The 21,083-nt window shown below is 68.8% G+C and carries 21 protein-coding genes and 1 pseudogene; 8 read left to right on the top strand and 14 right to left on the bottom strand.

What is annotated here, in order from left to right; genetic code table 11:
• Positions 1-6 precede the first annotated feature (6 nt).
• Positions 7-447: an excinuclease ATPase subunit gene (locus C6N40_RS03400; RefSeq protein ID WP_106989601.1), complete on the top strand. Its 441-nt coding sequence runs from the start codon at positions 7-9 to the stop codon at positions 445-447.
• An 8-nt stretch (positions 448-455) separates the two neighbouring features.
• Positions 456-1,139 (top strand): 4'-phosphopantetheinyl transferase family protein, encoded by a 684-nt coding sequence (locus C6N40_RS03395; RefSeq protein ID WP_106989600.1) that lies wholly within the window; start codon positions 456-458, stop codon positions 1,137-1,139.
• Here C6N40_RS03395 and cueR read toward each other — a convergent pair.
• The 6 genes from cueR to C6N40_RS03365 all read right to left on the bottom strand — a co-directional run bounded on the left by cueR (position 1,121) and on the right by C6N40_RS03365 (position 7,936).
• Positions 1,121-1,588 (bottom strand): Cu(I)-responsive transcriptional regulator, encoded by a 468-nt coding sequence (cueR, locus tag C6N40_RS03390; RefSeq protein ID WP_106989599.1) that lies wholly within the window; start codon positions 1,586-1,588, stop codon positions 1,121-1,123. The two genes, C6N40_RS03395 and cueR, sit on opposite strands and share 19 nt — an antisense overlap.
• Positions 1,589-1,598: 10 nt before the next feature.
• Positions 1,599-4,085, bottom strand: a complete 2,487-nt coding sequence (locus C6N40_RS03385; RefSeq protein ID WP_106989598.1) for a heavy metal translocating P-type ATPase — start codon at positions 4,083-4,085, stop codon at positions 1,599-1,601.
• A 68-nt stretch (positions 4,086-4,153) separates the two neighbouring features.
• Positions 4,154-4,636, bottom strand: a complete 483-nt coding sequence (locus C6N40_RS03380; RefSeq protein WP_205208536.1) for a DUF411 domain-containing protein — start codon at positions 4,634-4,636, stop codon at positions 4,154-4,156.
• Between the two features lie 16 nt (positions 4,637-4,652).
• On the bottom strand, positions 4,653-5,960 hold the full coding sequence (locus tag C6N40_RS03375; protein ID WP_106989597.1) for a multicopper oxidase family protein: 1,308 nt from the start codon (positions 5,958-5,960) through the stop codon (positions 4,653-4,655).
• Positions 5,957-7,510, bottom strand: coding sequence for a TolC family protein (locus C6N40_RS03370; protein ID WP_106989596.1), 1,554 nt, complete (start codon positions 7,508-7,510; stop codon positions 5,957-5,959). Before C6N40_RS03370 ends, C6N40_RS03375 begins: the two co-directional genes overlap by 4 nt.
• Positions 7,511-7,588: 78 nt before the next feature.
• Positions 7,589-7,936, bottom strand: a complete 348-nt coding sequence (locus tag C6N40_RS03365) for a hypothetical protein (protein WP_106989595.1) — start codon at positions 7,934-7,936, stop codon at positions 7,589-7,591.
• Between the two features lie 94 nt (positions 7,937-8,030).
• Between C6N40_RS03365 and C6N40_RS03360 the strand changes: the two genes are divergently transcribed.
• Complete coding sequence (locus C6N40_RS03360; protein WP_162782061.1) at positions 8,031-9,902, top strand: B12-binding domain-containing radical SAM protein; 1,872 nt, start codon at positions 8,031-8,033, stop codon at positions 9,900-9,902.
• A gap of 25 nt (positions 9,903-9,927) precedes the next feature.
• Here C6N40_RS03360 and C6N40_RS03355 read toward each other — a convergent pair whose 3' ends face one another.
• Positions 9,928-10,416 carry a macro domain-containing protein gene (locus C6N40_RS03355; RefSeq protein WP_106989593.1) on the bottom strand — a complete coding sequence of 163 codons (489 nt, stop codon included), beginning with the start codon at positions 10,414-10,416 and terminating at the stop codon, positions 9,928-9,930.
• Positions 10,417-11,197: 781 nt separating this feature from the next.
• Between C6N40_RS03355 and C6N40_RS03350 the strand changes: the two genes are divergently transcribed.
• The 5 genes and pseudogenes from C6N40_RS03350 to C6N40_RS14390 all read left to right on the top strand — a co-directional run bounded on the left by C6N40_RS03350 (position 11,198) and on the right by C6N40_RS14390 (position 15,108).
• Positions 11,198-11,539, top strand: a complete 342-nt coding sequence (locus C6N40_RS03350) for a TnsA endonuclease N-terminal domain-containing protein (protein ID WP_162782060.1) — start codon at positions 11,198-11,200, stop codon at positions 11,537-11,539.
• Positions 11,536-13,329, top strand: coding sequence for a Mu transposase C-terminal domain-containing protein (locus C6N40_RS03345; protein WP_162782059.1), 1,794 nt, complete (start codon positions 11,536-11,538; stop codon positions 13,327-13,329). Before C6N40_RS03350 ends, C6N40_RS03345 begins: the two co-directional genes overlap by 4 nt.
• Positions 13,330-13,339: 10 nt before the next feature.
• Positions 13,340-14,257: a TniB family NTP-binding protein gene (locus tag C6N40_RS03340; protein WP_106989590.1), complete on the top strand. Its 918-nt coding sequence runs from the start codon at positions 13,340-13,342 to the stop codon at positions 14,255-14,257.
• Positions 14,258-14,259: 2 nt separating this feature from the next.
• Positions 14,260-14,637 (top strand): annotated as a pseudogene (locus C6N40_RS14605) (TniQ family protein); the annotation flags it as partial.
• 42 nt (positions 14,638-14,679) lie between these two features.
• Positions 14,680-15,108, top strand: coding sequence for a hypothetical protein (locus C6N40_RS14390; RefSeq protein ID WP_240183437.1), 429 nt, complete (start codon positions 14,680-14,682; stop codon positions 15,106-15,108).
• 173 nt (positions 15,109-15,281) lie between these two features.
• Here the strand turns inward: C6N40_RS14390 and C6N40_RS03330 are convergent, their stop codons facing one another.
• The 7 genes from C6N40_RS03330 to C6N40_RS03300 form a co-directional block, all read right to left on the bottom strand.
• Positions 15,282-15,740, bottom strand: a complete 459-nt coding sequence (locus tag C6N40_RS03330; protein WP_205208535.1) for a YybH family protein — start codon at positions 15,738-15,740, stop codon at positions 15,282-15,284.
• Between the two features lie 77 nt (positions 15,741-15,817).
• Complete coding sequence (locus tag C6N40_RS03325; protein WP_231693871.1) at positions 15,818-16,108, bottom strand: EF-hand domain-containing protein; 291 nt, start codon at positions 16,106-16,108, stop codon at positions 15,818-15,820.
• Positions 16,109-16,221: 113 nt separating this feature from the next.
• Complete coding sequence (locus tag C6N40_RS03320; protein ID WP_106989587.1) at positions 16,222-16,677, bottom strand: DUF305 domain-containing protein; 456 nt, start codon at positions 16,675-16,677, stop codon at positions 16,222-16,224.
• A gap of 108 nt (positions 16,678-16,785) precedes the next feature.
• Positions 16,786-19,125: a heavy metal translocating P-type ATPase gene (locus tag C6N40_RS03315; protein ID WP_106989586.1), complete on the bottom strand. Its 2,340-nt coding sequence runs from the start codon at positions 19,123-19,125 to the stop codon at positions 16,786-16,788.
• 15 nt (positions 19,126-19,140) lie between these two features.
• Positions 19,141-19,698 (bottom strand): DUF411 domain-containing protein, encoded by a 558-nt coding sequence (locus C6N40_RS03310; protein ID WP_240183436.1) that lies wholly within the window; start codon positions 19,696-19,698, stop codon positions 19,141-19,143.
• Between the two features lie 9 nt (positions 19,699-19,707).
• A complete protein-coding gene (locus tag C6N40_RS03305) occupies positions 19,708-20,244 on the bottom strand; it encodes a YybH family protein (protein ID WP_106989585.1) in 537 nt (178 codons plus the stop codon).
• Between the two features lie 23 nt (positions 20,245-20,267).
• Positions 20,268-21,071, bottom strand: a complete 804-nt coding sequence (locus C6N40_RS03300; RefSeq protein WP_106989584.1) for a c-type cytochrome — start codon at positions 21,069-21,071, stop codon at positions 20,268-20,270.
• Positions 21,072-21,083: the final 12 nt, after the last annotated feature.

Here is a 21,083-nt window from a genome sequence, read left to right as displayed (position 1 = left end):
CCCGAGATGAACCGACTTTCCATCCTCGCCCTCGCCGCCACCCTGCTGCTGGCCGCGCCGGCGCAGGCGCGCGACAGCCGCCTGCACCTGGACTTCCAGGAAGCGGTGAAGTCCGGCCTGGCCGACGGCACCCTCGATGGTTCGGTCAGCTTCCACCTGGCCGGTGCGCGCACGCCGGCGGTCAGCCAGCGGCTCGGCGCCGCGCAGTCCAACCGCAAGACCAACGCGCTCAACAAGAGCGACGAGGAAGCCTGCCGCTGGGTGCTGATGAGCGTGCTGGTGGCGATGCAGGACCAGGCCCGTGCCAAGGGCGCCAACGCCGTGGTCGACATCGTCAGCAACTACAAGAAGAAGGAATTCCGCAGCGCCACCCAGTACGAGTGCGCGGCCGGCAACATCATGGCCGGCGTGGCCCTGAAGGGTACCTACGCCGTCGTGTCGCGCTGAGCCAAGGCATGGACGGCTGCCGGCTCTGGCTGGGCGGGCTCGACGCGGCCGGCGTGCCGTACGGCGATCCGCACGGCTGGCTCACGGCGGCGGAGCAGTCGCGCCTGGCCGGCCTGTCGGCGCCGCTTCGGCGCCGGCAGTTCCTGGCCGGCCACTGGCAGGTGCGTGCACTGGCGGCCGGGTTCGCCGGCGGCATGACGCGGGACTGGCGGCTGGCTGCCGCGCCCGACGGCCAGCCCTGGCTGGAGGGCCCCGGAGACGTGCGGCTGTGCGCTTCGATCAGCCACAGCGGTGACTGGCTGGCCGTGGCAGTCGCCACCCGGGCGATCGGGCTGGACGTGGAGGTCCCGCGACGCGAGCGCGACTACGACGCACTGGCCCGGCACGTGTTCGCGCCAGCGGAGATCGCGCGCCGCGAGGCGCTTGCGCCGTCGGACAGGCTCGCCGCCTTCAACACCACCTGGGCGCTGAAGGAAGTCTTCGGCAAACGCGGCGGCCAGGGCCTGCAGCCGCACGCTGCGCGCCATATCGCCAGCGAAATGGCGCCGGATGGCGAAGCGGAGGCCTTCAGTTGGGCGCTGCCGTGCGAGGGCGCGTTGGCGCTGGCGGCCTGGCCTGGCGTGTTGCCCGAACTGGAGAGCACCGGGCCGGTGGGCGTGGCCCGCGGCTGGCGTTACCGACCGGTCGGCTGATGCGCCGGCCCGCCGGCGAGGTCGTCGAGGATCGGGCAATCCGGTCGCTGGTCGCCGTGGCAGTGCCGGGCCAGTAACTGCAGCGTGCGCTGCATGGCCTGCATCTCGCGGATGCGCGCCTCGAGCGTGGCGGCATGCGCGAGCGCCAGCTGCTTGACCTCGGCGCTGCTGCGGCCGGGGTCGGCCCAGAGGCCCAGCAGCTGTTCGATCTGCTTCATCGAAAAGCCCAGCGTGCGCGCCCGCTTGATGAAGCGCAGGCGGTGCAGGTCGGCGTCGTTGTAGAGCCGGTAGTTGGCGAAAGTGCGGCTGGCCGGCGGCACCAGCCCGATCGACTCGTAATGCCTGATCATCTTGGCGGACACACCGGTCAGCGCCGACGCCTCGCCGATGTTGTGGAAGCCCTGTTCCTTCGCCTCGGACAGTTCCGGGCGGACGACGTGCCTTGCCATGGCGACCTCCTCAGTGGCGGGCGCGCGGCGACCAGCGCCGCAGCAGCAGGGTATTGGACACGACGCTCACGCTCGAGAGCGCCATCGCGGCACCGGCCACGACCGGATTGAGCAGGCCGGCGGCGGCCAGCGGGATGCCGACGACGTTGTAGACGAAGGCCCAGAACAGGTTCTGGTGGATCTTGCGCGTGGTGCGGCGCGAGACATCGATGGCGTCGGCCACCAGGCGCGGATCGGAGCGCATCAGGGTGACGCCGGCCGCGTGCATGGCCACGTCGGTGCCGCCGCCCATCGCGAAACCGACGTCGGCGGCGGCCAGCGCCGGGGCGTCGTTGACGCCGTCGCCGACCATGGCCACGCGGCCCTCGCGGGCCAACTCGCGCACGACCTCGGCCTTGTCGGCCGGCAGCACCTCGGCGCGCACGTCCTGGTCGGCGATGCCGAGCGCCCTCGCCACCGCAAGCGCGGCGCCGCGGTTGTCGCCCGACACCATCACCGTGCGCAGGCCCTGGGCCTGCAGCGCGGCGATGGCCTCCTTCGCCTCCTCGCGCGGCGGGTCGCCGAAGGCCAGCAGGCCCTCGAGCCGGAACCCCCGGCCGGCTTCCGAGGCGAGCCAGGACACCGAACGCCCGTTCGCCGCCTCGGCCTCGCCCTCGGCCGCCCACTTGCCACGCTCGACGCCGAGCTCCTGCATCAGCCGCCCGCTGCCGAGCACCCAGCGGGCGCCGTCGATGCGGCCTTCGATGCCGCGACCCTGCAGGGCGGTGATCGCCCCGGCCGGCGAGGGCAGGGGGCCCGCCTGGGCGGCGGCAGCCACCACGGCGCGGGCCAGCGGATGTTCGCTGCCCTGCTGGAGCGCAGCGGCGTGGCGCAGCAGCGCGACGTCGTCGCCCTGCACGGCGCGGAGGGCTAGCAGCTCAGGCTTGCCTTCGGTCAGCGTGCCGGTCTTGTCGAAGGCGACGATGCGCAGCGTTCGCGTGGTTTCCAGCGCCTCGACGTCCTTGATCAGGATGCCGGCGCGGGCGGCCACGCCGGTGCCGGCCATGATCGCCGTCGGCGTCGCCAGGCCCAGCGCGCAGGGGCAGGCGATGACCAGCACGGCAACGGCGTTGAGCGTGGCCCCGGTCCAGTCGCCGCTGCCCAGGCCCCAGCCAAACAGGGTCGCGAGCGCGATCAGCACGACCACGGGCACGAACACGGCGCTGACGCGGTCGACGATGCGCTGGATCGGCGCCTTCTTTGCCTGCGCGTCCTCGACCAGGCGGATGATGCGCGCCAGCACCGATTCGGCGCCGACCGCGGTGGTGCGCACGACCAGGCGGCCCTCGGCGTTGACGGCGCCGCCTGTTACGCGGTCGCCCGCTTCCTTGGCCACCGGCAGCGACTCGCCGCTGACCAGCGATTCATCGGCGTGGCTGCGGCCCTCGAGCACCGTGCCATCGACCGGAAAGCGCTCGCCCGGAAGCACCACCACCAGGTCGCCCACGCGCACCTGCGCCACCGGCACCTCGGCTTCCTGCCCGCTGGCGTGGCGTACGCGCGCCGTGACCGGGCGCAGCGCCTGCAGCGCGCGGATGGCCTCGGTGGTCTGGCGCTTGGCGCGGGCCTCGAGCCACTTGCCCATCAGGATCAGTGTGATGATCACCGCCGAAGCTTCGAAGTACAGCGGCGGCTCGCCGTGGTGCGGCCGGGTGAACAGCAGGTGCCAGACGCTCAGGCCGTAGCCGGCGCTGGTGCCCAGGGCGACCAGCAGGTCCATGTTGCCGGTGCGCGCCTTGACCGCCTTCCAGCCGGCGCGATAGAAGCGCGCGCCCAGCCAGAACTGCACCGGCGTGGCCAGCGCGAACTGCCACCAGCCCGGCAGCGCCCAGTGTTCACCGAAGGGCATGGCCAGCATCGGCAGCACCAGCGGCAGCGAGAGCAGGGCGGCGATGATTAGATGACGGCGCTCGCGCTGCGCCGCCATGGCCTGTGGCGACGCCGGCGTGGCCACGGTGTCCGCTGCGTTCGACGGGTCCTGCCCGGCCGCGTGCGTCGGCGCCCCGACGCCTTCGCCCGCCACCGGTGCGGTGTCGTAACCGGCGGCCGAGACGGCCTCGGCCAGCGCCTCGCGCGGCGTGCCGGGCAGCACCTGCACACGCGCGGTTTCGGTGGCCAGGTTCACGCTGGCCGACTGCACCCCGGGCACCCGGGCCAGCGCCTTCTCGACCCGGCCCACGCAGGACGCGCAACTCATGCCGAGGATGGCCATGGAGATTTCCTCGACAGCCACACCGTAGCCGGCCTTGTCCACGGCGGCCGCCAGCGCGGCCGCCGATACGCTGCCGTCGGTGGCGACCGTCGCGGTTTCGGTGGCCAGGTTGACGCTGGCCGAAAGCACGCCGGGCACCTGGGCCAGCGCTTTCTCGACCCGGCCCACGCAGGACGCGCAGTTCATGCCCGTCACGCCGAAGCGGAAGGTGGCGGTGTCCGGGACGGTGGCGGGGGAGGGCTTCATCCTGGTTCTCCGGCAGGGCAGGCCTGCAGGATCACCCTTGCCATTGTGTCAAGGTCAACCCGGGCGGTTCAGTCGCCGTGCCGCGCGAACGGCTCGGCCTTGCCGTCGGGCGTGATCAGCTCGACGGTGTAGGGCTGCACGCGGCCGTCGGGTGCTTCCATGCCGGGCGAACCGATCGGCATGCCGGGCACGGTGAGGCCGCGGGCCTCGGGACGCTCGGCCAGCAGGCGCTTCACGTCGGCCGCGGGCACGTGGCCTTCGACGAAGTAGCCATCGACCTCGGCGGTGTGGCAGGAGCCCTTGGCCGGCGGAATGCCTACCCGGGCTTTCACCGGCCCCATGTCCTGGGTTTCGACGACCTGCACTTCGAAGCCCTCGGCCTGCATGTGCTCGATCCACTTCAGGCAGCAGCCGCAGTAAGGGCTCTTGTGCACGGTGACCAGCGGCAGCGGATCGTTGTGCACCGGGCTGGCATTGGCGGGCGCGTCGGCGAACGCGGGCGCCGCGGCCAGGGCCGCAAGCAGCGCGAACAGGTTACGCATCGTCTTCATCTCGGATCTCCTTGGTTCAAGCCTTGCCGCGGCGCACGGGCGCGCCGAAGGCGGGATCGGAACTCACGCGCCGGGCCACGGTGCCCGGTGGATTGCGGTACCAGCCCGGGTCGCTGAAGTCGCCCGGGCGCACGTCGTCGCGCACCTTCACCACGGTGAACATGCCGCCCATCTCGATGTTACCGAACGGGCCCTTGCCGGCCATCATCGCCAGCGTGTTCTCCGGTCCCTTCATGTGGCCGCTGTCGGTGTGTTCCTGGTGCCCCGACATGCCGTGCTGGCCCATGGCCATGTAGCCCGGCAGCATGCGCCGGATCTTCTGCTCCACGCCCGACTGGTCGACGCCCAGCGTATTGGGGATCTCGTGGCCCATCGGGCCCATGGTGTGGTGCGACATGTGGCAGTGGAAGGCCCAGTCCCCGGGCACGGCGGTGAATTCGATGTCGCGCATCTGGCCGACGCCGACGATCTCGGTCACCTCGCGCCGCCACTGCGACTTCGGCCAGCGGCCGCCGTCGCCGCCGGTCACCTCGAACTGCACGCCATGCAGGTGGATCGGGTGGTTCCACATGCTCAGGTTGCCCACCCGGATGCGCACCCGCTCGCCGGTGCGCGCCACCATCGGTTCGATCGCCGGGTAGACCTTGGAGTTGAAGGTCCACAGGTCGAAATCCTGCATCACCGAGGGATCAGGCCGGTAGGTGCCCGGATGCAGGGCGAAGTTGTGCAGGATCAGCGCGTAGTCGCGGTCGACATGGTCGCCGGCCTTCGGGTGGATGATGAACAGGCCCATCATGCCCATCGCCAGCTGCACCATCTCGTCGGCGTGCGGGTGGTACATGTGGGTGCCGTGCTGCACCAGGTCGAACTCGTAGGCGTAGGTTTCGCCGGGCTGGATCTGCGGCTGGCTCAGGCCGCCGACGCCGTCCATGCCGCTGGGCAGGACCAGCCCGTGCCAGTGGATGGTGGTCGGCTCGCCGAGTCGGTTGGTGACGTAGATGCGCACACGCTCGCCTTCCGTGGCCTCGATGGTCGGGCCGGGCGTGGAGCCGTTGTAGCCCCAGCAGGTGGCATTGGAACCGGGTGCGAACTCGTGCTCGATTTCCTCGGCGACCAAATGGAACTCCTTGACGCCGCCGACCATGCGGTGCGGCAGCGACCAGCCGTTGAGGGTGCGTACCTTGCCGTGGGCGCGACGCGCCGGCGGTGCGCTGGCAGTGTCCACGCGCTCGGCGGGGGCGGTCCGGGCCAGGGTCGGCATCGCGGCCGCGCCGGCCAGGCCGGCACCGGCGCCGATCAGCAGCTTGCGTCGGGAAAGGCTCATGGCGTGGCTCCGTGGTGGTGGTGCTGGTGTTCGTCTTCGGGTTCTTCGGCCTTCGGCGCGGGCTTGTCTCCGGCCTTGGGCGACATGTCGTGGCCGGAGTGGTCCATGCCCTGGTGCTGCGAGTGGTCCATCGCCGGAGCCTCGGGCGGCCCCAGGATGGCGTCGAGCGAAGGCGTGCGCGCCTCGATGCCGGCGTCGCTCGGCAGGCGGTGGCCCACGACGCGGGCCAGTTCGACCCGGACGAGCCAGTAGTCGCGCACGGCCTCGAGGTAGGACTGGTAGGCGTCGTACTCGGCCACCTTGGCCTGGATCAGCTCGAACACGCCGATCAGCATGAAGTTCTGGCGCTCCTGCTGGCGCGCCACGATGGACTCGCGCTGCGGCACCAGCGCCAGCCGGTGGGTTTGCACCACCTCGCGCATCGCCGCCACGGCCTGGGTGCCGGTGAGCACGCCGTTCTCGGCCGACAGTTCCGCCTGCTGCACGCGCGCCAGCGCCGCGGCGAGTCGCGCCTCGGCCCTGGCCAGCTTCGCCTGGCCCTGGTTGAACACCGGCAGCTCGAGCGAGATATCCGGGCCGCGCAGCACGCTGCCGTCACCTTCCTTCTCGCGCTCGTAGCCGATCTCGCTGCCGCCGATCCAGCGCAGTGCGCGGGTCAATCCCAGCGCGTCGGCGAGCACCTCGGCCTCGGCCCGGGCGGCGAGCAGTTCGAGGTTGCCGGCGCGGGCCAGTTCGAGCAGCTGCGCCGGCTCGTCCTCGGCCGGCACGGGCAGGGGCAGGGTATCGCTGGCTTCCCACGTCGCTTCCTCGCCGCGAAGGCCCAGCAGCGTGACCAGCCCGAGGCGGTGGCGCGCGGCATCGGCCCGGGCCTGCAGCGCGCCGATGCGCGCCTGGCTGGCCGCGGCCTGCTCCTGCGCCAGCTGCAGCGCGCTGATGTTGCCCGCTGCGTGGAAGCGCGCGGCCAGCTCGGCGCTGGCGGCGGTGCCTTCGGCCACGGCCTCGCGCATGCCGGCCACCTGGCGCGCGGTGACGTAGGCGTACCAGGCCGACTCCACGTCGGCGACGGTGTCGAGCACGGCACCGGCCACTTCGTAGCGGGCGCGTTCGTAGTCCTTGCCGGCCAGGCGCGCGTTCGCCGGCAGCAGCAGCAGGTCGAAAAGGGGCAGCGACAGGCCGGTGCTGCGCACATGGCCGCCGCCTTCGACGGACAGGCGCTGGAAGGACAGGCGCGGGTTCCCGATCTCGACGGCCTCGAGTACCTCGGCGCGGGCCAGGCCCAGGCGCGCGTAGTACTCGCGCAGGCGCGGGCTGCGCAGCATGGCCACGCGGGTGGCGGCCTCGAGCGTCATCGGTTCGTCCAGCCACTGCGCGATGCGCGCATGCTCGGACGGCGGCGCCGACAGCGACGACCAGTCCACGGACGGGCCGCCGCGTTCGGACAGCAGTTGGCTGATGTCGGCGTCGCGCGGCTGCGGCGCCAGCGAGGCGCAGCCAGCGAGGCTGGCGCCCAGGGCCAGCGCCAGGAGGGCGCGGGCGGGGAAGCGATTCATGGTGGATCTCCGATCGTCGGGCCCGCGCACGGCGGGCGGGCAGGGCGGGGCGTGCGGAACCTGGGTTCCGCCGGGCGCTCAGGCGATCGGAGGTCGGGTGTCGGGGCTGGCCGGGCGTTGCGGCCGGGCGCTGCCGGACACGGTGGCCAGCAGCAGGGACGGCGGCGGATGCGCCTGCCGATGCAGGCGCTGCGGCGCGGCGGCGGCGTGCTGCAGGCAGTCGCAGCCGCAGTAGCCCGGTTCGCCGCCACAGCAGTCGGCGCCGGCATCGGCATCGGCGGCTGCCGGCGGCGGGCCATCGGAATCGTGGCAGGGCGCCGTTGCCGGCGCCGGGGTGCCGGGGTCGGCCGCGAACGCCGGCAGTGGCCCGCCGGCCACGAGGGCCAGGACCAACAACACGTTCGTCAGCAGGCGGGACAGCGGCATGCTCGCCAGTGTAGCGCGCCCGGGCCGTGCCGGCAGTTTTCCCGGTCCCGAACGGGTGCTATGTTCGTTCAGGAAGCAGACAGCCCGGAGCCAGATGACCTGCCCCCCGGAGGAAAGTCCCGCCCGCGTGCCGATCTATTTCGTCACGCACCATGAGGACCACCTGCCGCTTGCCCTCGGCATGCTGCGCGCACAGGTCTTTGCCCACCGCGACGGGGCCCTGCTGGCACATTACGACCCGCTGCCGATCGTCTCGCGCGACGCCGCCGGCATGCACGCGCTCTGGAAGCGCCATGGCCGCGGGATATGGCTCTTTTCCGACTACCTGTGGTCGCAGGAGTACAACCTGGGCCTGGCGGCGGCGGTGAAGGCGGCCGATCGCGGCAACATCACCGTGCACGGCGGGCCCAGCGCGCCCAAGTACGCCCAGGCCTGCGAGCAGCACATGGCCCGGTACCCGCAGGTGGACCTGGTCGTGCGCGGCGAGGGCGAACAGACGCTGGTGGAACTGCTCGAGGCGCTGGCGGGCCGCGAGGCGGGCGAGGGCCTCGACGTGCTGTCAGGCGTGGCCGGGCTGAGCTACCGGTCGCAGGGCAGGGTGGTGCGCACCCCGGAGCGGCCGCGCATCGCCGACGTCGACAGCCTGCCGTCCCCCTATCTCGGCGGGCATTTCGACCACTACGGCGGCGAGGTGGTGGCGGCCATCATCGAGACCAACCGGGGCTGCCCCTACGCCTGCACCTTCTGCGACTGGGGCTCGGCCACGCAGCAGAAGATCCGTCGCTTCGATCTTGATCGGGTCAAGGCCGAGATCGAATGGATCGGGCGCAAGGGCATCCAGGTGCTCTGGATCGCCGACGCGAACTTCGGCGTGTTCCAGCGCGACGTGGAGATCGCGGCCTTCATCGCCGAAACCAAGGCGCGCTTCGGTGCGCCGCGCGAGGTGGTGGTGAACTACCCGAAGAACGCCACCGAGAAGATTGCCGAGATCGTGAAGATCTTCGCCCGCGCCGGCATCTGCGGGCAGGGCGTGGTGTCGATCCAGACGACCGACCCCGAGACCCTGCGGGTGATCCGGCGCGACAACATCCGCGTGGACAAGTACGACGAGCTGGCGCGGATCTTCCGCGAGGAAGGCCTGCCGCTGTCGACCGACCTGATGATCGGCCTGCCGGGCGCCACGCCGGCGAGCTTCAAGGCCGACCTGCAGCGCTATTTCGACGAAGACATCTGGGTCAAGGCCTACCGCACGCAGTTGCTGCCCAACAGCCCGATGGCCGACCCCGACTACCTGCGCGAACACCGCATCCGGGTCGATGCCAACAAGTTCCTGGTCGCCACCGCCAGCTACGACGAGAAGGACCTGGCCGCCATGGTTTCGCTCTGGCTGGGCTTCAATATCCTCGACGGCTACGGCGTGCTGCGTTACGTGTCGCGCCACCTGCAGTGGGACCACGGCGTGCCGGGCACCGATCTCGTGCAGCGGCTCGTGCAGGGCGTGCAGTCAGCGCCGGGAAGCTACCCGGCGATCGCCTCGATGTTCCGCAACTTCAACGCCAACCGCCCGGCCGAGACCGACTGGGCCCGCTTCCATGAAGAGATCGGACGGTTCATCACCGACGCCTTCGGCGTCACGATGGACCCGGCGCTGCGCACGGTACTGCGGGCCAACGCGCTGGCCATGCCCTCGCCGGGCCGCGCGATGCCCGAGACGCACCACCTCGACCATGACGTGGTCGCGTACTTCCGCGACCACCTCGACGGCCCCGGCGGTCGCCGGCTGGCCGACTACCCGCCGGGCGAATTCCGCCTGGAAGATCCGTTCGGGCTGTGCCGCACGGGGGCTTGCGGCGTCGAGCAGTACGACAGCCACCAGGTATTCTTCGAACTGACGTCACCGGTTTCCCGGCGTCGTTCGGTGCCGAACTTCGTTGCTTCGGCGCCCGAAGAAGCCCTGGCGGACTGAGGCGGCCCGCCAGGGCCCCGCGGACTCAGAGGCCTTCGTCGGCGGCCTGTCCCTCGTGGAAGGTCTCGTAGACGATGACCGGGATGCCCAGGTCGGCCAGGTGCTGCTCGACGAGCGGCTTGACCTCGGCCCAGTCGAGCCCGCCGACACCCGTCGCCAGCCGGGGCAGGGCGAGGCTGGTCCAGCCTTCCTTCGTGGCCTCGTGGGCCAGTGCGCGCAGGGCGTGGTTGACGTTGGCGGTGCTGGCGCGGCCCGGCTTGGCACCATGGCCGTAGGCGCCTTCCTGGGTGAACAGCGCCACGATGCGGGCGCCGCCGGCGCCACCCCAGGTCCAGAGCGAGCCGGCCTTGGGATGGGTGGACTGGCAGTAATGGCGGAAGTCCTTGTACATCGCCGGCGAGAACTCGCGCAGCGACAGCGCCAGGCCCTGGGCGAAGTCGTCGTTGGGCGCGACGCCGTGGGCGATCGCGTTGGCCTTGGAAAGCAGGATGTCACCGGAAACGTAGCGGATCATTGCAGGTCCTTGGCCGTTGGCCATCGTGGGTACACCCGCATGCTCGCGCCGAATGCCGTGGCGATCCTTGACCGGCATCAATCGGGGTCAGGAGCCGGGTGTCACAGGCCGCCAAACCGCGGCGCACCGTGACAGACCCTGGGCAAGTTGCGGAAAGTTATAGACATTTCTTCTAACCTTGTCCTCCGGGCACAGGGGATTCCGGATGGCGTGCGACAGGATTAAGGAGCATTCTGTCACCTAACGTCACGGTAAAGCGGATACCGGCCAGCGCGCACCTGGTTGCGCCAACGACCCCCGCGCGGCGACGCCCCGGTCCGCCAACGAGTGCGAAACCCCTTCGTGACGAGGGGTAAACACGTTTCGGCAAAACCTCGCCCAACTTTCGCCGGCGAGAAACGCCGCTAGCGTCCCCCTCACTCACCTCCGCCGGCGCGCCTCGAGCCGCCTGCACGGACGATGCGTCGCCATCCCCGATGGAGCGTGGGCAGCTCAAGGCAGAGCGTCCTTGTGGGGCATCCACAGTCTCCAAGCCCCTTGGCATGGAAGCCTCTCATTACAAGGGAGGGCACCCCATGGGCATCTGTTGACCACAAGCCAAATCGTCGCCCCGACCCATGTCGGGGTCGCTCTGTGCCTTGGAGAAACTCCTATGAAAGCCATGCATCAACCCCCGCCGTCCAGAATGGACGGCGCCATTCGATGGTCCGCTCGAGAAATTCCGCTTTCCCATGGGCGACACGTCTGCGGTCGCGTTGCCTGGACGCCACCCACCCAATCCGTGCCCGTAGAGAGCGACCTCGAGGCGCATGCCATTGCGTTCTTCTCGCGACATGCCGGCCTGGTGGCCATCCACTCCCAGCCGTTCACACTCCGCTACGCGGATGACCAGGGCATCCACCGGTACACCCCTGACTTCCTGGTGGTCTACGACCGGGTCACCCGCGCCATTGTCCGGTTGGGATTTCGACGTTGGACGGTCGTCGAAATCAAGTCGAAGTCCATGTTGGACCGCGATCCCGACGCGGTGAGCCGCCGCCTGGCGGCTGTTCGCCGGTTGCTCGGCTTCGCCACGGTCGTGCTTACCGAATGTCAGCTTCGGACGGGGAGGGCGCGGCCATGACGCTCGAACTCACCCCAGGCACGACCTGCGTCGCCAATGGCCGGGTCATCCAGATCGACGGTGCCGACTCGCTCACCCACATGCGCGTGCGTGATGTGGCGACGGGGGCGGTCAGTTCCGTCGCGATCGCCCGGATCGAGGCGCTGCCCAAGACTGCGACAGCCTCGTCCTTCGAAGGAATCCCTGCCGCGGAATGGAAGCGCTGCTGTGACCTCGCCAAGGACCTGACGCCCCTGAACAGCCGGACCACCGTCGCCCGCAGCGAGCTCGAAAAGCTCGCCAAGCGACACGGCATCAGCGTCAGGCAGCTCCAGCGGGCCCGTGCGACCTTCAGGAAGGACCCACGGGCCAGCGCCTTGGCCCGAAGCCCGGGAGGTCGGCCGCTCGGACTGAATCAGCTGGATCCGGAGGTCGATGCGCTGATCAAGCACGTCATTGCCAAGCACTACCTGCGCCGGGAACGACCGTCCAAGGAATACGTGGTCGCCCGTGCCCGCTCCCTGGCGCGGCGACTCAAGCTCAAGCCGCCGTCCCGATCCGCTGTGCTGACCCGCATCGCCCGTGAAGACGGCTACCAGGCGGACCGCGCCCGGTTGGGCTGCAAGGCGGCCAAGCAACGTTGGGAGGCCCGCACCGGCAAGTTGGAGGCGGAACGGCCGCTGGACCTGTTGGAGATTGACCACACCCCGGCCGACGTCCTCGTCCTGAGCGATGACCGCCTGACCGTGATCGGACGTCCCTGGGTCACCGTGGCCATCGATGTGGCGACCCGCTGCGTCATGGGCATGTACATCTCCATGGATCCCCCCTCCGCCGTTTCGGTCTCCCTGTGCGTGGAGCACACGGTTCTGCCGAAGTCCGAGAACGAGGGCGATCCCGGCATCTGGCCCATGTATGGCAAGCCCAAGAAGATCCTGGTCGACAATGGCAAGGACTTCCGCAGCATGGCGCTGCAGCGTGGCTGCCAGGACCATGGGATCGACCTGGCCTGGCGGCCGGTGCGGACGCCGCACTACGGGGCCCACATCGAGCGCCTGATCGGCACGCTGATGCAGATCGCCCACCTGCTGCCGGGCACCACCTTCAGCAACATCCGTGACAAGGGCGACTACGACAGCGCCGGAAAGGCTCGCCTCACTCTGGACGAGTTCCGTCAGTGGATGACGCAGAAGGTGTGCCGCACCTACCACACGCGCAGGCATTCCAGTCTCGGAGTTCCGCCACTGGTGGCCTGGGAGCGTGGGCTGCAGGACGAACAGGGCCAGATGGTCCCGCCGTCGCTGCCGGCAGCCCCGCTGAAGTTCCGGATGGATTTCCTGCCGTACGTGATGCGGCCGGTTCGGCGCACCGGCATCACTTTCGGCGCCAGTCGCTACTGGCACCCGGACCTCAGCCCCCTCATCCGCCAGGACGAGGTCATGGTTCGGTACGACCCCCGCAGCCCCGGCGCCGTCTGGGTCCGTCGTCCCGACGGCATGCTGGTGACGGCGCCGGCGATCGCCGGGCGGGCCGTGGGAGAGCCGGGCAGCCGCCGCGCCCTCGATGCCGAGGCCCAAGCGCGGATGGACGCGATGACCGACGAAGGCTTCGAGAAGACCGACCAGATTGAAGCGGCAGCCCAGGCGCAGACCCGTCAGGCCCGTCATCCATCGCGTCGCCCGCGGACCCAACGCCCCACGCCGCGGTCTGCGGCCGCCTGCGCGGCGGCCGTGAATCCAACCGATCTCAGCGCCCTGCCGCCGAAAACGCCGTCGGCCCGTGCGCCCATCCCTGTTGAAGAATGGACCTAAGGAGCTTGTCATGACCGACTATTCCCACCTCGACCCCAAGACCCAGGCCTGGCTCGAACTGCCGGACCTGGAGCGCGCCAACCGGATGCTCGTCGACCGCTTCATTACCCATGAACGGCTGCAGCCGATCATGGATCACATCGACTTTCTTCGCTTCAGTCCGCCCAAGTCGCGGGCCAGCGGGTTGGTGGTCTCGGGTCTGCCCGGCTCGGGCAAGACCATGATCGCCCGTGCCATCGAACGCAGGTACCCGCCAATTGCCGCCGAGGGAAGCAAGGCGGCGAGCCTGCCGGTCCTGACGATCGAAATGACGGGTGCCCGTGAGGCCCGCGCGCTCTACGATCGGATCCTGACCGAACTGGGGGTGCCCGATCCGAAACGCTACGTGGGCAGCGACCGCGAACGCATGGTGCTCAAGCTTTGCCGGGCTGCCAATCTGCGCCTGTTGGTGGTCGACGAAATTCAGGACATCCTGACGTCGACGGCGCGGCAGCAGCGCATTGCCCTGGATACGATCAAGTTCCTGATGAACCAGCTGTCGATGCCGGTGTTGGCGCTGGGAACGGCTCAGGCACCGGACGCGATGCAGGTCGACGAGCATCTCAATGCCCGCTTCACCTACCGCAGCCTGCCGGTCTGGAAGCAGGACACTTACCTGGTGAACTTCCTAGATGCTCTGGAGCGCGTGCTGCCCCTCAAGCAGCCCTCGCAGCTCTCGTCGCTGCCGATCACGACCGCGCTGCTTCGGCTGTCTGACGGCGTCCTCGATCCCATGATGCGACTGATTACCTATGCGGCAGCCCATGCGGTCGAGTCTGGGACGGAGCAGATCACGCCCCAGTTGCTGGAGCGGGCGAGGGTGGAAATGCCCACGGCCGCTGTCAGGCTGGCGCGGGAACGCGCGAACGAACCGGCCAAGGCAGCGTGACCATGGAACAAGCCACCCCCCGTTGGTGGATCTCACCGCCCGGGCCCGACGAGTCACTGCGCTCGTGCCTGGCCCGGGCGGCTGATCTTTACAAAGCCGACCCCGGCGAATTGTGGGTTCAGCTGAATGCTGACGATCCACTACCGATTGGGACCATTGATGCTCCTTCCTGCGCTGCATTGCTTCGCTTGGGAGATGCCTTGGGCGTTCCGGGCGCGTCACTGCGACCCAATCGGCTGCCTGATTCGCCGTCGCAGCTGGCCCCGCACGCACGGATGGCAATCTGTCCGGCGTGCTGGCTGGATGATGACGCGGCCGAGCGGCCTCGAGGTTACCGGCGTAGTTGGACCCATGTTTTGCGCACGACGTGTCCGATTCACCATGCGCCCCTGATCATCCCACGGGATCGATTCAAGCCGGACTTGGCCGCGGCCCTCGCCGCACAAAAGGCGCTCACTGATTACGATCGCGAAATTCTGAACATGATCGAGAGCTTCGGCACCGCGCTCGAAGCCAGCTTGTTCCGCGGCGCCCCTTGGCCTGCCACCTGGCGCAGCAACCCTCCTTCAGTGCGTGAGCGGCTCTGCGAAGTGAGCTTTAGCCTCGGTGCGACGCGCGGCCCACCGCTGACCGCAAACCTATCGCCGACCCCGGCTCTCGCAGGCTTCGTCCACGGGCCCCGCCACTATCGGGAGCTGCGGGAGGCAGACGGCTGGGAGGGGTTTCGACAGCTGGTGGATCCCTGCGAGCGCCGGGCGGCGTTGTGGATCGTCGCCTGGCACTCGATTCCTGGCCTCGACGCGACCCTCTCGCCTGGCTGGGTTGACATGCCCGGGCTCCTAAATATCTGAGAACAGGGATGTGGCAGAGGGTGCGCGGCGGGGGATTCGCCGATTTGGGCAGCTTATCGGGGTTAGGGGAAAGCGGCCTTTGAATTGTCCCGGCTCTGGCGCCAGTGCTTGAGCAGGGGCGCCAAGTCGATCTGCGTGGGTGCTGGCACAGGCTCGGCCCTCATCGGCGCGCCTTACGGGGTCGTTGCCGCGGGCTTTGGTGCCCTAGACGAGCTGTGCAGGGCGCGAATTCTCCACACGCCGTCCTTACGCTGCAGGACGCTGGTGGCCGCACCCTGACGCACGATCGGATCGGCACGGTCAGGCAAAACGATCGTGTAGCGATAAGTCTCCGTAGCCCAGGCGATGTCGCCCTCCTGCTCGACGGTCACCGCATAGTCCTCGAATGCAAATCGTTGGATGTGGCCCAGTTCCGGACCGATGTGGTGGGTCACGTAGTCGGCATATGAGCCTTCCACCTTGCCCGATTCGATCACCTCATTGCGCTGGGCAAACAACGCCTCCACACCCGTCAGATCCCGGCGCTCGAGCGCCGTCTTGTAGGCCGCGAGCACGGCCTTTATTGCGGCGGTGTCATCTGAGGGCATGGGCGTGGGGGTTGCCATCGCTGCGCCGGCCAACAGCAGGGCCACCAGGCCCATCCATAGTCGTGTCATTGCTCTCTCCCGATATCAGGCCCGGGGCGGCATGCGCCGCCCCGGGGGAAGCGTCACATGCCGTGGCCCTTGGCGAACTCGGCCGCCGAGAGGGTGCCGTTCTTGTCGGTATCGAGCATGTCGAAATGCGCCGCGAACTTGTGCTCCTTGGGGAGCTCGCTGCGGGACAGCTGACCGTTCTTGTCGGCGTCGAGCTTGGCGAACTCCTCGGCGGACATGGCGGCCATGTCGTGCGGCTGGGTCTGGCCATTCTTGGCGGCCATGTGGTCGTGGCCCTTATCGTCGGCCCAGGCAACGGGGGCGGCGATCAGCAGGGCGATGGCGAACGGAAGCAAACGTGTCATGGGGAACTCTCCTAGGGGACGGAAAGAACGGTCCGGCGAGTGTCCCAACTTCTCGCCGGCCCGGCTGCCGACAACGTCTCTCGTTGCGGCAAACAAAAGGTGTCGGATTCGGATCACCGCTCGGGCTGTGCCTCCAGCTCCTGGATCAACTGCTTCATCTCGGCAATCTCGCTCTCCTGCGCCTTGATGATGCGGTCGGCCAGGTCTCGGACCCGGGGGTCGCTGATTTCGGCGCGCGAGCTGGTAAGAATGGCGATCGAGTGATGCGGGATCATCGCCTTCATCCAGGCAACGTCTTCAATGGTGGACTGGCTGCGGACCAGCCACAGCGAGCCGGAGAACACCAATACCGCCGATGCCAGGATGGTCCAGTTGGCGCCTTTGCGGGTGTACATCTTGAGCATGAAGAGCAGCATCACCGCCGCCATGCTCGCGCCCATGACCAACGCCATGTAGAAGCGTGTTTCGCTGAAATAGACGTGGTCAAGCGCGTAATTGTTGAGGTACATCAAACCAAACATCACAACAGTGGATACCAGGATCATCAGCCCGAATCGGGAGTACTTCATGGATCTGTTCTCCTTTGGTTGCCGCGGGTGAAAAGGGTTTCGTTACGAAGACGGTCGTCGCTCAGTGGTTCTCTCGACCTCTGCGGCACACGGCGCCTCAGCAGAGCTTCAGACTCTTTCCTTTCGCAGCCTCAAGGCGTTGACCACCACCGACACCGAACTCAAGCTCATGGCCAGGGCCGCGATCATCGGGCTGAGCAGCAGGCCGAACACCGGATACAGCACGCCCGCCGCGATCGGCACGCCCAAGGCGTTGTAGAGGAAGGCGAAGCCGAGGTTCTGCTTCATATTGGCCACCGTGGCCTCGGAGATCTGCCGGGCCCTGACAATGCCGCGCAGGTCGCCCTTGACCAGGGTCACCTGGCCGCTGGACATCGCCACGTCCGTGCCGGTCCCCATGGCGATGCCGACATCCGCCAGGGCCAGCGCCGGCGCATCGTTGATGCCATCGCCCGCCATCGCCACGCGGCGTCCCTGCGCTTTGAGCGCGGCCACCAGCTCCACCTTGTCCTGAGGGCGCACTTCGCCGTGCACCTCGCTGATGCCCAAGGCCTTGGCGACGGCCTGGGCCGTGGTTTCGCCATCGCCCGTCGCCATGATCAGGCGCAGACCGTCGGCCCGGAGCTGCTCAATCGCTTCGGGCGTGGACTCCTTGATCATGTCCGCGACAGCGATCAGGCCGGCGGGCTCGGCGTCGACGGCCAGGAACATCACACTCGCGCCTTCGGCCCGCAGCCGTTCGGCGGCTGTCTTGAGCGAGCTCACATCGACGCCTTCCTCGACCATGAGGGCGCCATTGCCCAGGGCCAGCGCCTTACCCTCGACCCGTCCCCGGACCCCGATGCCACTGGCCGACTCAAAGGACTCGGGGGTCGACAAGGCCATGCCGCGCTCCCGGGCTTCGGCGACGATCGCTGCCGCCAGCGGATGCTCGCTGCCCTGATCCAGGCTTGCGGCCAATCGCAGCACCTCCCTGGGCGCGAAGCCCGTCAAGGCTGCCGTATCGCGGTAGCGGGGCCGACCTTCAGTCAAGGTGCCGGTCTTGTCGACGATCAGCGTGTCGATCTTACGCAGGTTCTCGATGGCCTCGGCGTCGCGGAACAGGACGCCCACGCTGGCCGCTCGACCGGTGGCGACCATGATGGACATCGGCGTTGCCAGGCCCAGGGCGCAGGGGCAGGCGATGATGAGCACGGCCACGGCGTTGAGAACGCCGAATACCCAGGACGGCTCCGGCCCGAAGAAGCCCCAGACCAGAAGGGTGCTCAGGGAGATGCCGAGCACCGCCAGCACGAACCAGAACGATACGGTATCGGCCATGCGCTGCATGGGCGCCCGCGACCGCTGGGCGTTGGCCACCAGCTGCACGATCTGGCTCAGCACCGTATCGGCGCCGACCTTGTCAGCCACGATCACCAGACTGCCCGAGGCGTTCTGGGTGGCGCCGATGACCCGGTCCCCAACGCTCTTGCTGACCGGCATCGGCTCACCGGTGAGCATCGACTCGTCTACGCTGGACGCGCCCTGAACGACCTCGCCATCGGTCGGTACGCTTTCACCCGGCCGCACGCGAAGGCGATCGCCGACGTGCACGTGGGTGAGGGCAATATCCTCTTCGCTGCCGTCGGCGTTGATGCGGCGGGCGGTCTTGGGCGCCAGGCGCAACAGCGCCTTGATGGCGGCCGAGGTCTGCGACCGGGCCTTGAGCTCGAGCAACTGGCCCAGCAGGGTGAGCGAGACGATCACCGCCGCTGCCTCGAAATACACGCCCACGCGGCCGTGTTCCTGGAACGAAGCCGGGAACCATCCCGGGGCCACGGTCGCCGCCACGCTGTAGCCGAAGGCGGCGCCAACACCGGTCCCGATCAGCGTCCACATGTTGAGGTTGCCGGTGCGCAGCGAGGCCACGCCGCGCACGAAGAAGGGCCAGCCCGCCCACAGCACCACCGGCGCCGTCAGGACCAGTTCGACCCAGGTCCGGGTGGTTGCCTGCATACCGTCCCAAAGATGGCCGAACATCGCCAGGGCCAGCACGATGACGGTCAGGGGCAGGGTGACCCAGAACCGACGCTTAAAGTCGGCCAACTCGGGGTTCTCGTCATCCTCCATCGATGGCTGCAGGGGTTCGAGCGCCATGCCGCAGATCGGGCAGGTCCCCGGTCCGTCCCGGACGATTTCCGGGTGCATGGGGCAGGTGTACTGAACGCGGGGCACGCCCGGCGCGGCCGTCGAAGCGGGAGGATGGCCACCTGCCGACCCCTCGGACTGGAGGTAGCGCTCCGGCTCATCCAGAAACTTCTGGCGACAGCGCTCCGAGCAAAAGTGGTACCGAACATCGCCATGAAGCGCGAACAGGGGACCGTCCACGAACATGCCACAGACCGGATCGCGGGGTTGTTCGGTGGGTGTCGCCGAGGAGGTCGGCGCGTGGCTGTCGTGTTGGCTCATTGCGATGACTCCGGGTCAGTGACCGTGCTGGCTGTACGGCGTGCTGCTGCCATCCTTGCCAATCAGGTAAACGGTGTAGGGGCGCGCCGGACCGGGCATGCCAGGCGAGCCAATCGGCATGCCCGGTGCCGCCAGGCCGCGGGCATCGGGGCGCTCGGCCAGTAGCCGCTGTATGTCTTCCACCGGCACATGGCCCTCAATGAAGTAGCCCTCGACCTGGGCGGTGTGGCAGGAGCCCTTGCCGGCCGGCACGCCGACGCTGCGCTTGAAGGCGTCCATGTGGGTGTCGGCCACCACGCTCACCGGGAAGCCGGCGCCCTCGACATGGCGTGCCCAGAGGCTGCAGCACTCGCAGTTGGGGTCCTTATGCATGGTGATCCGCGGCAGCGTGGCCGGATGCTCGGCGACATGGGGCGCGGACTTGTCATCCGCCTGAGGGGGCGTCACCTTTGTCGCCGGGCTCGCGACCTCATGGGGGCCAAAGGCCTCCGGCGGGGCATCCTTCCGGCCTTCGCAGGAGGCGAGGGCCAGCGGCAGCATCACGGTGGTCAGTACCGACGTAAACCGGCGCATGGCGGTCTCCTAGTGATGGTCGCCCGGTGCCTTCGTGCGCGAGGACCAGTGGATGTGGACAATCTTCCAGCCCGCGTCCGAGCGCTGGACCAGCATGGTTTCGGTGCTGAGCACCGTGACCGGCTTGCCGTCCTTGCTCAGGTGCAACTCGCTCTCGCTGGCCACCCAGGCCAGATCGCCGCTGACCTGGGCGGTGCGACGAAGCAACTGGATGTGGGCGGTCTGGAGGAAGGCCGCGTCGCCCTTGGCGTGACCGCCCAGGTACTCGGCGGCGGAGCGTTCAGCGCCGCCGCTTTCCAGGATCAGTACGTTGGGATCGAGCTCGGCGCCGGCGGCGTCAAGCTGGCCGGCAGCCAGCGCGGCGGAAAACCGCTCAACGGCCGCCACCGCAGGCTCTGCCTGCGCCGGGATGCTCAGTTGCGGCCCGGCGGACGCGTGCGGGGTGGCGGCGTCGTGGGCGTGGGGCGGCGTGGTCGAGCCATCGGCAAACGCCGGGCTACCCACGGCGGCGAGGGAGAACACAGCAAGGGTGGCGATACGCTTCATGGGAGGGTCCTGTCAGAGAGGGGTCAGTGGTCGTGCGGCGTCCCACCGGCATCGTCGTGCGCCGGTGGCGCTGGCGCGTCGTGGTCGTGGGCCGGCGCACCGGCATCGTCATGTGCCGCGGGCGCCGGGGCGTCGTGAGCGTGCGGCGCCGACCCGGCGTCATCGTGGTCGGCGGACATCGGCGTGTCATGGGCATGGGGCGCCGTACCGGCATCGTCGTGGTCCATGGCGGCGGCGCCATCGTGATGGTTACCACTGCCCATGCCGGCCATCCCTGGCATGGCGTCGTCGTGCGGCATGCTCTCGCCGCCACCGTGCGAGTGGCCGCCGCTGGTCGCCACCAATGCCTGATATTGATCCGGGCTCATCTTCGGCATTTCTTGCAAGAACGCGACCATGTTCCAGATGTACTCATCGGACATGCTCTTGCCCCAGGCCGGCATACCCGAGGCCTTGATGCCGTGCTTGATGACCCAGAAGGCGCGGGCCGGATCGGGCGCGCCGAGCGTGGAGAGCTCCGGTGGCGCCGGATACAGCCCTTGGCTCAGCTCGGTCGCTGCCATGCCGGGGGCAAGGTGGCAGGTAGTGCACATGGCCGCGTAGTTGCCGGCGCCGCTGCGAATCTGGGCTTCGCTACCCAAGGTCGGGACGACCATGTCGTGGGCACGGACCGCGATGGCGCGGTCGCGCGCCGTTTCGATGAGCTTGAAGACCACGGCCGAATGCGGCTCGTCAGCACCCGGGTGGATGGCACCAAAGTAGATGCCGCCGCCGACGGCCGCGGCACCCAGACCCACGAGAATCAAACCACTTTTGATCAGAGACATGACTAGGGCTCC

The sequence above is a fragment of the Arenimonas caeni genome (assembly GCF_003024235.1).
GTDB classification, from domain to species: Bacteria; Pseudomonadota; Gammaproteobacteria; order Xanthomonadales; family Xanthomonadaceae; genus Arenimonas; species Arenimonas caeni.
This window is presented reverse-complemented; position numbering and strand designations above follow the sequence as displayed.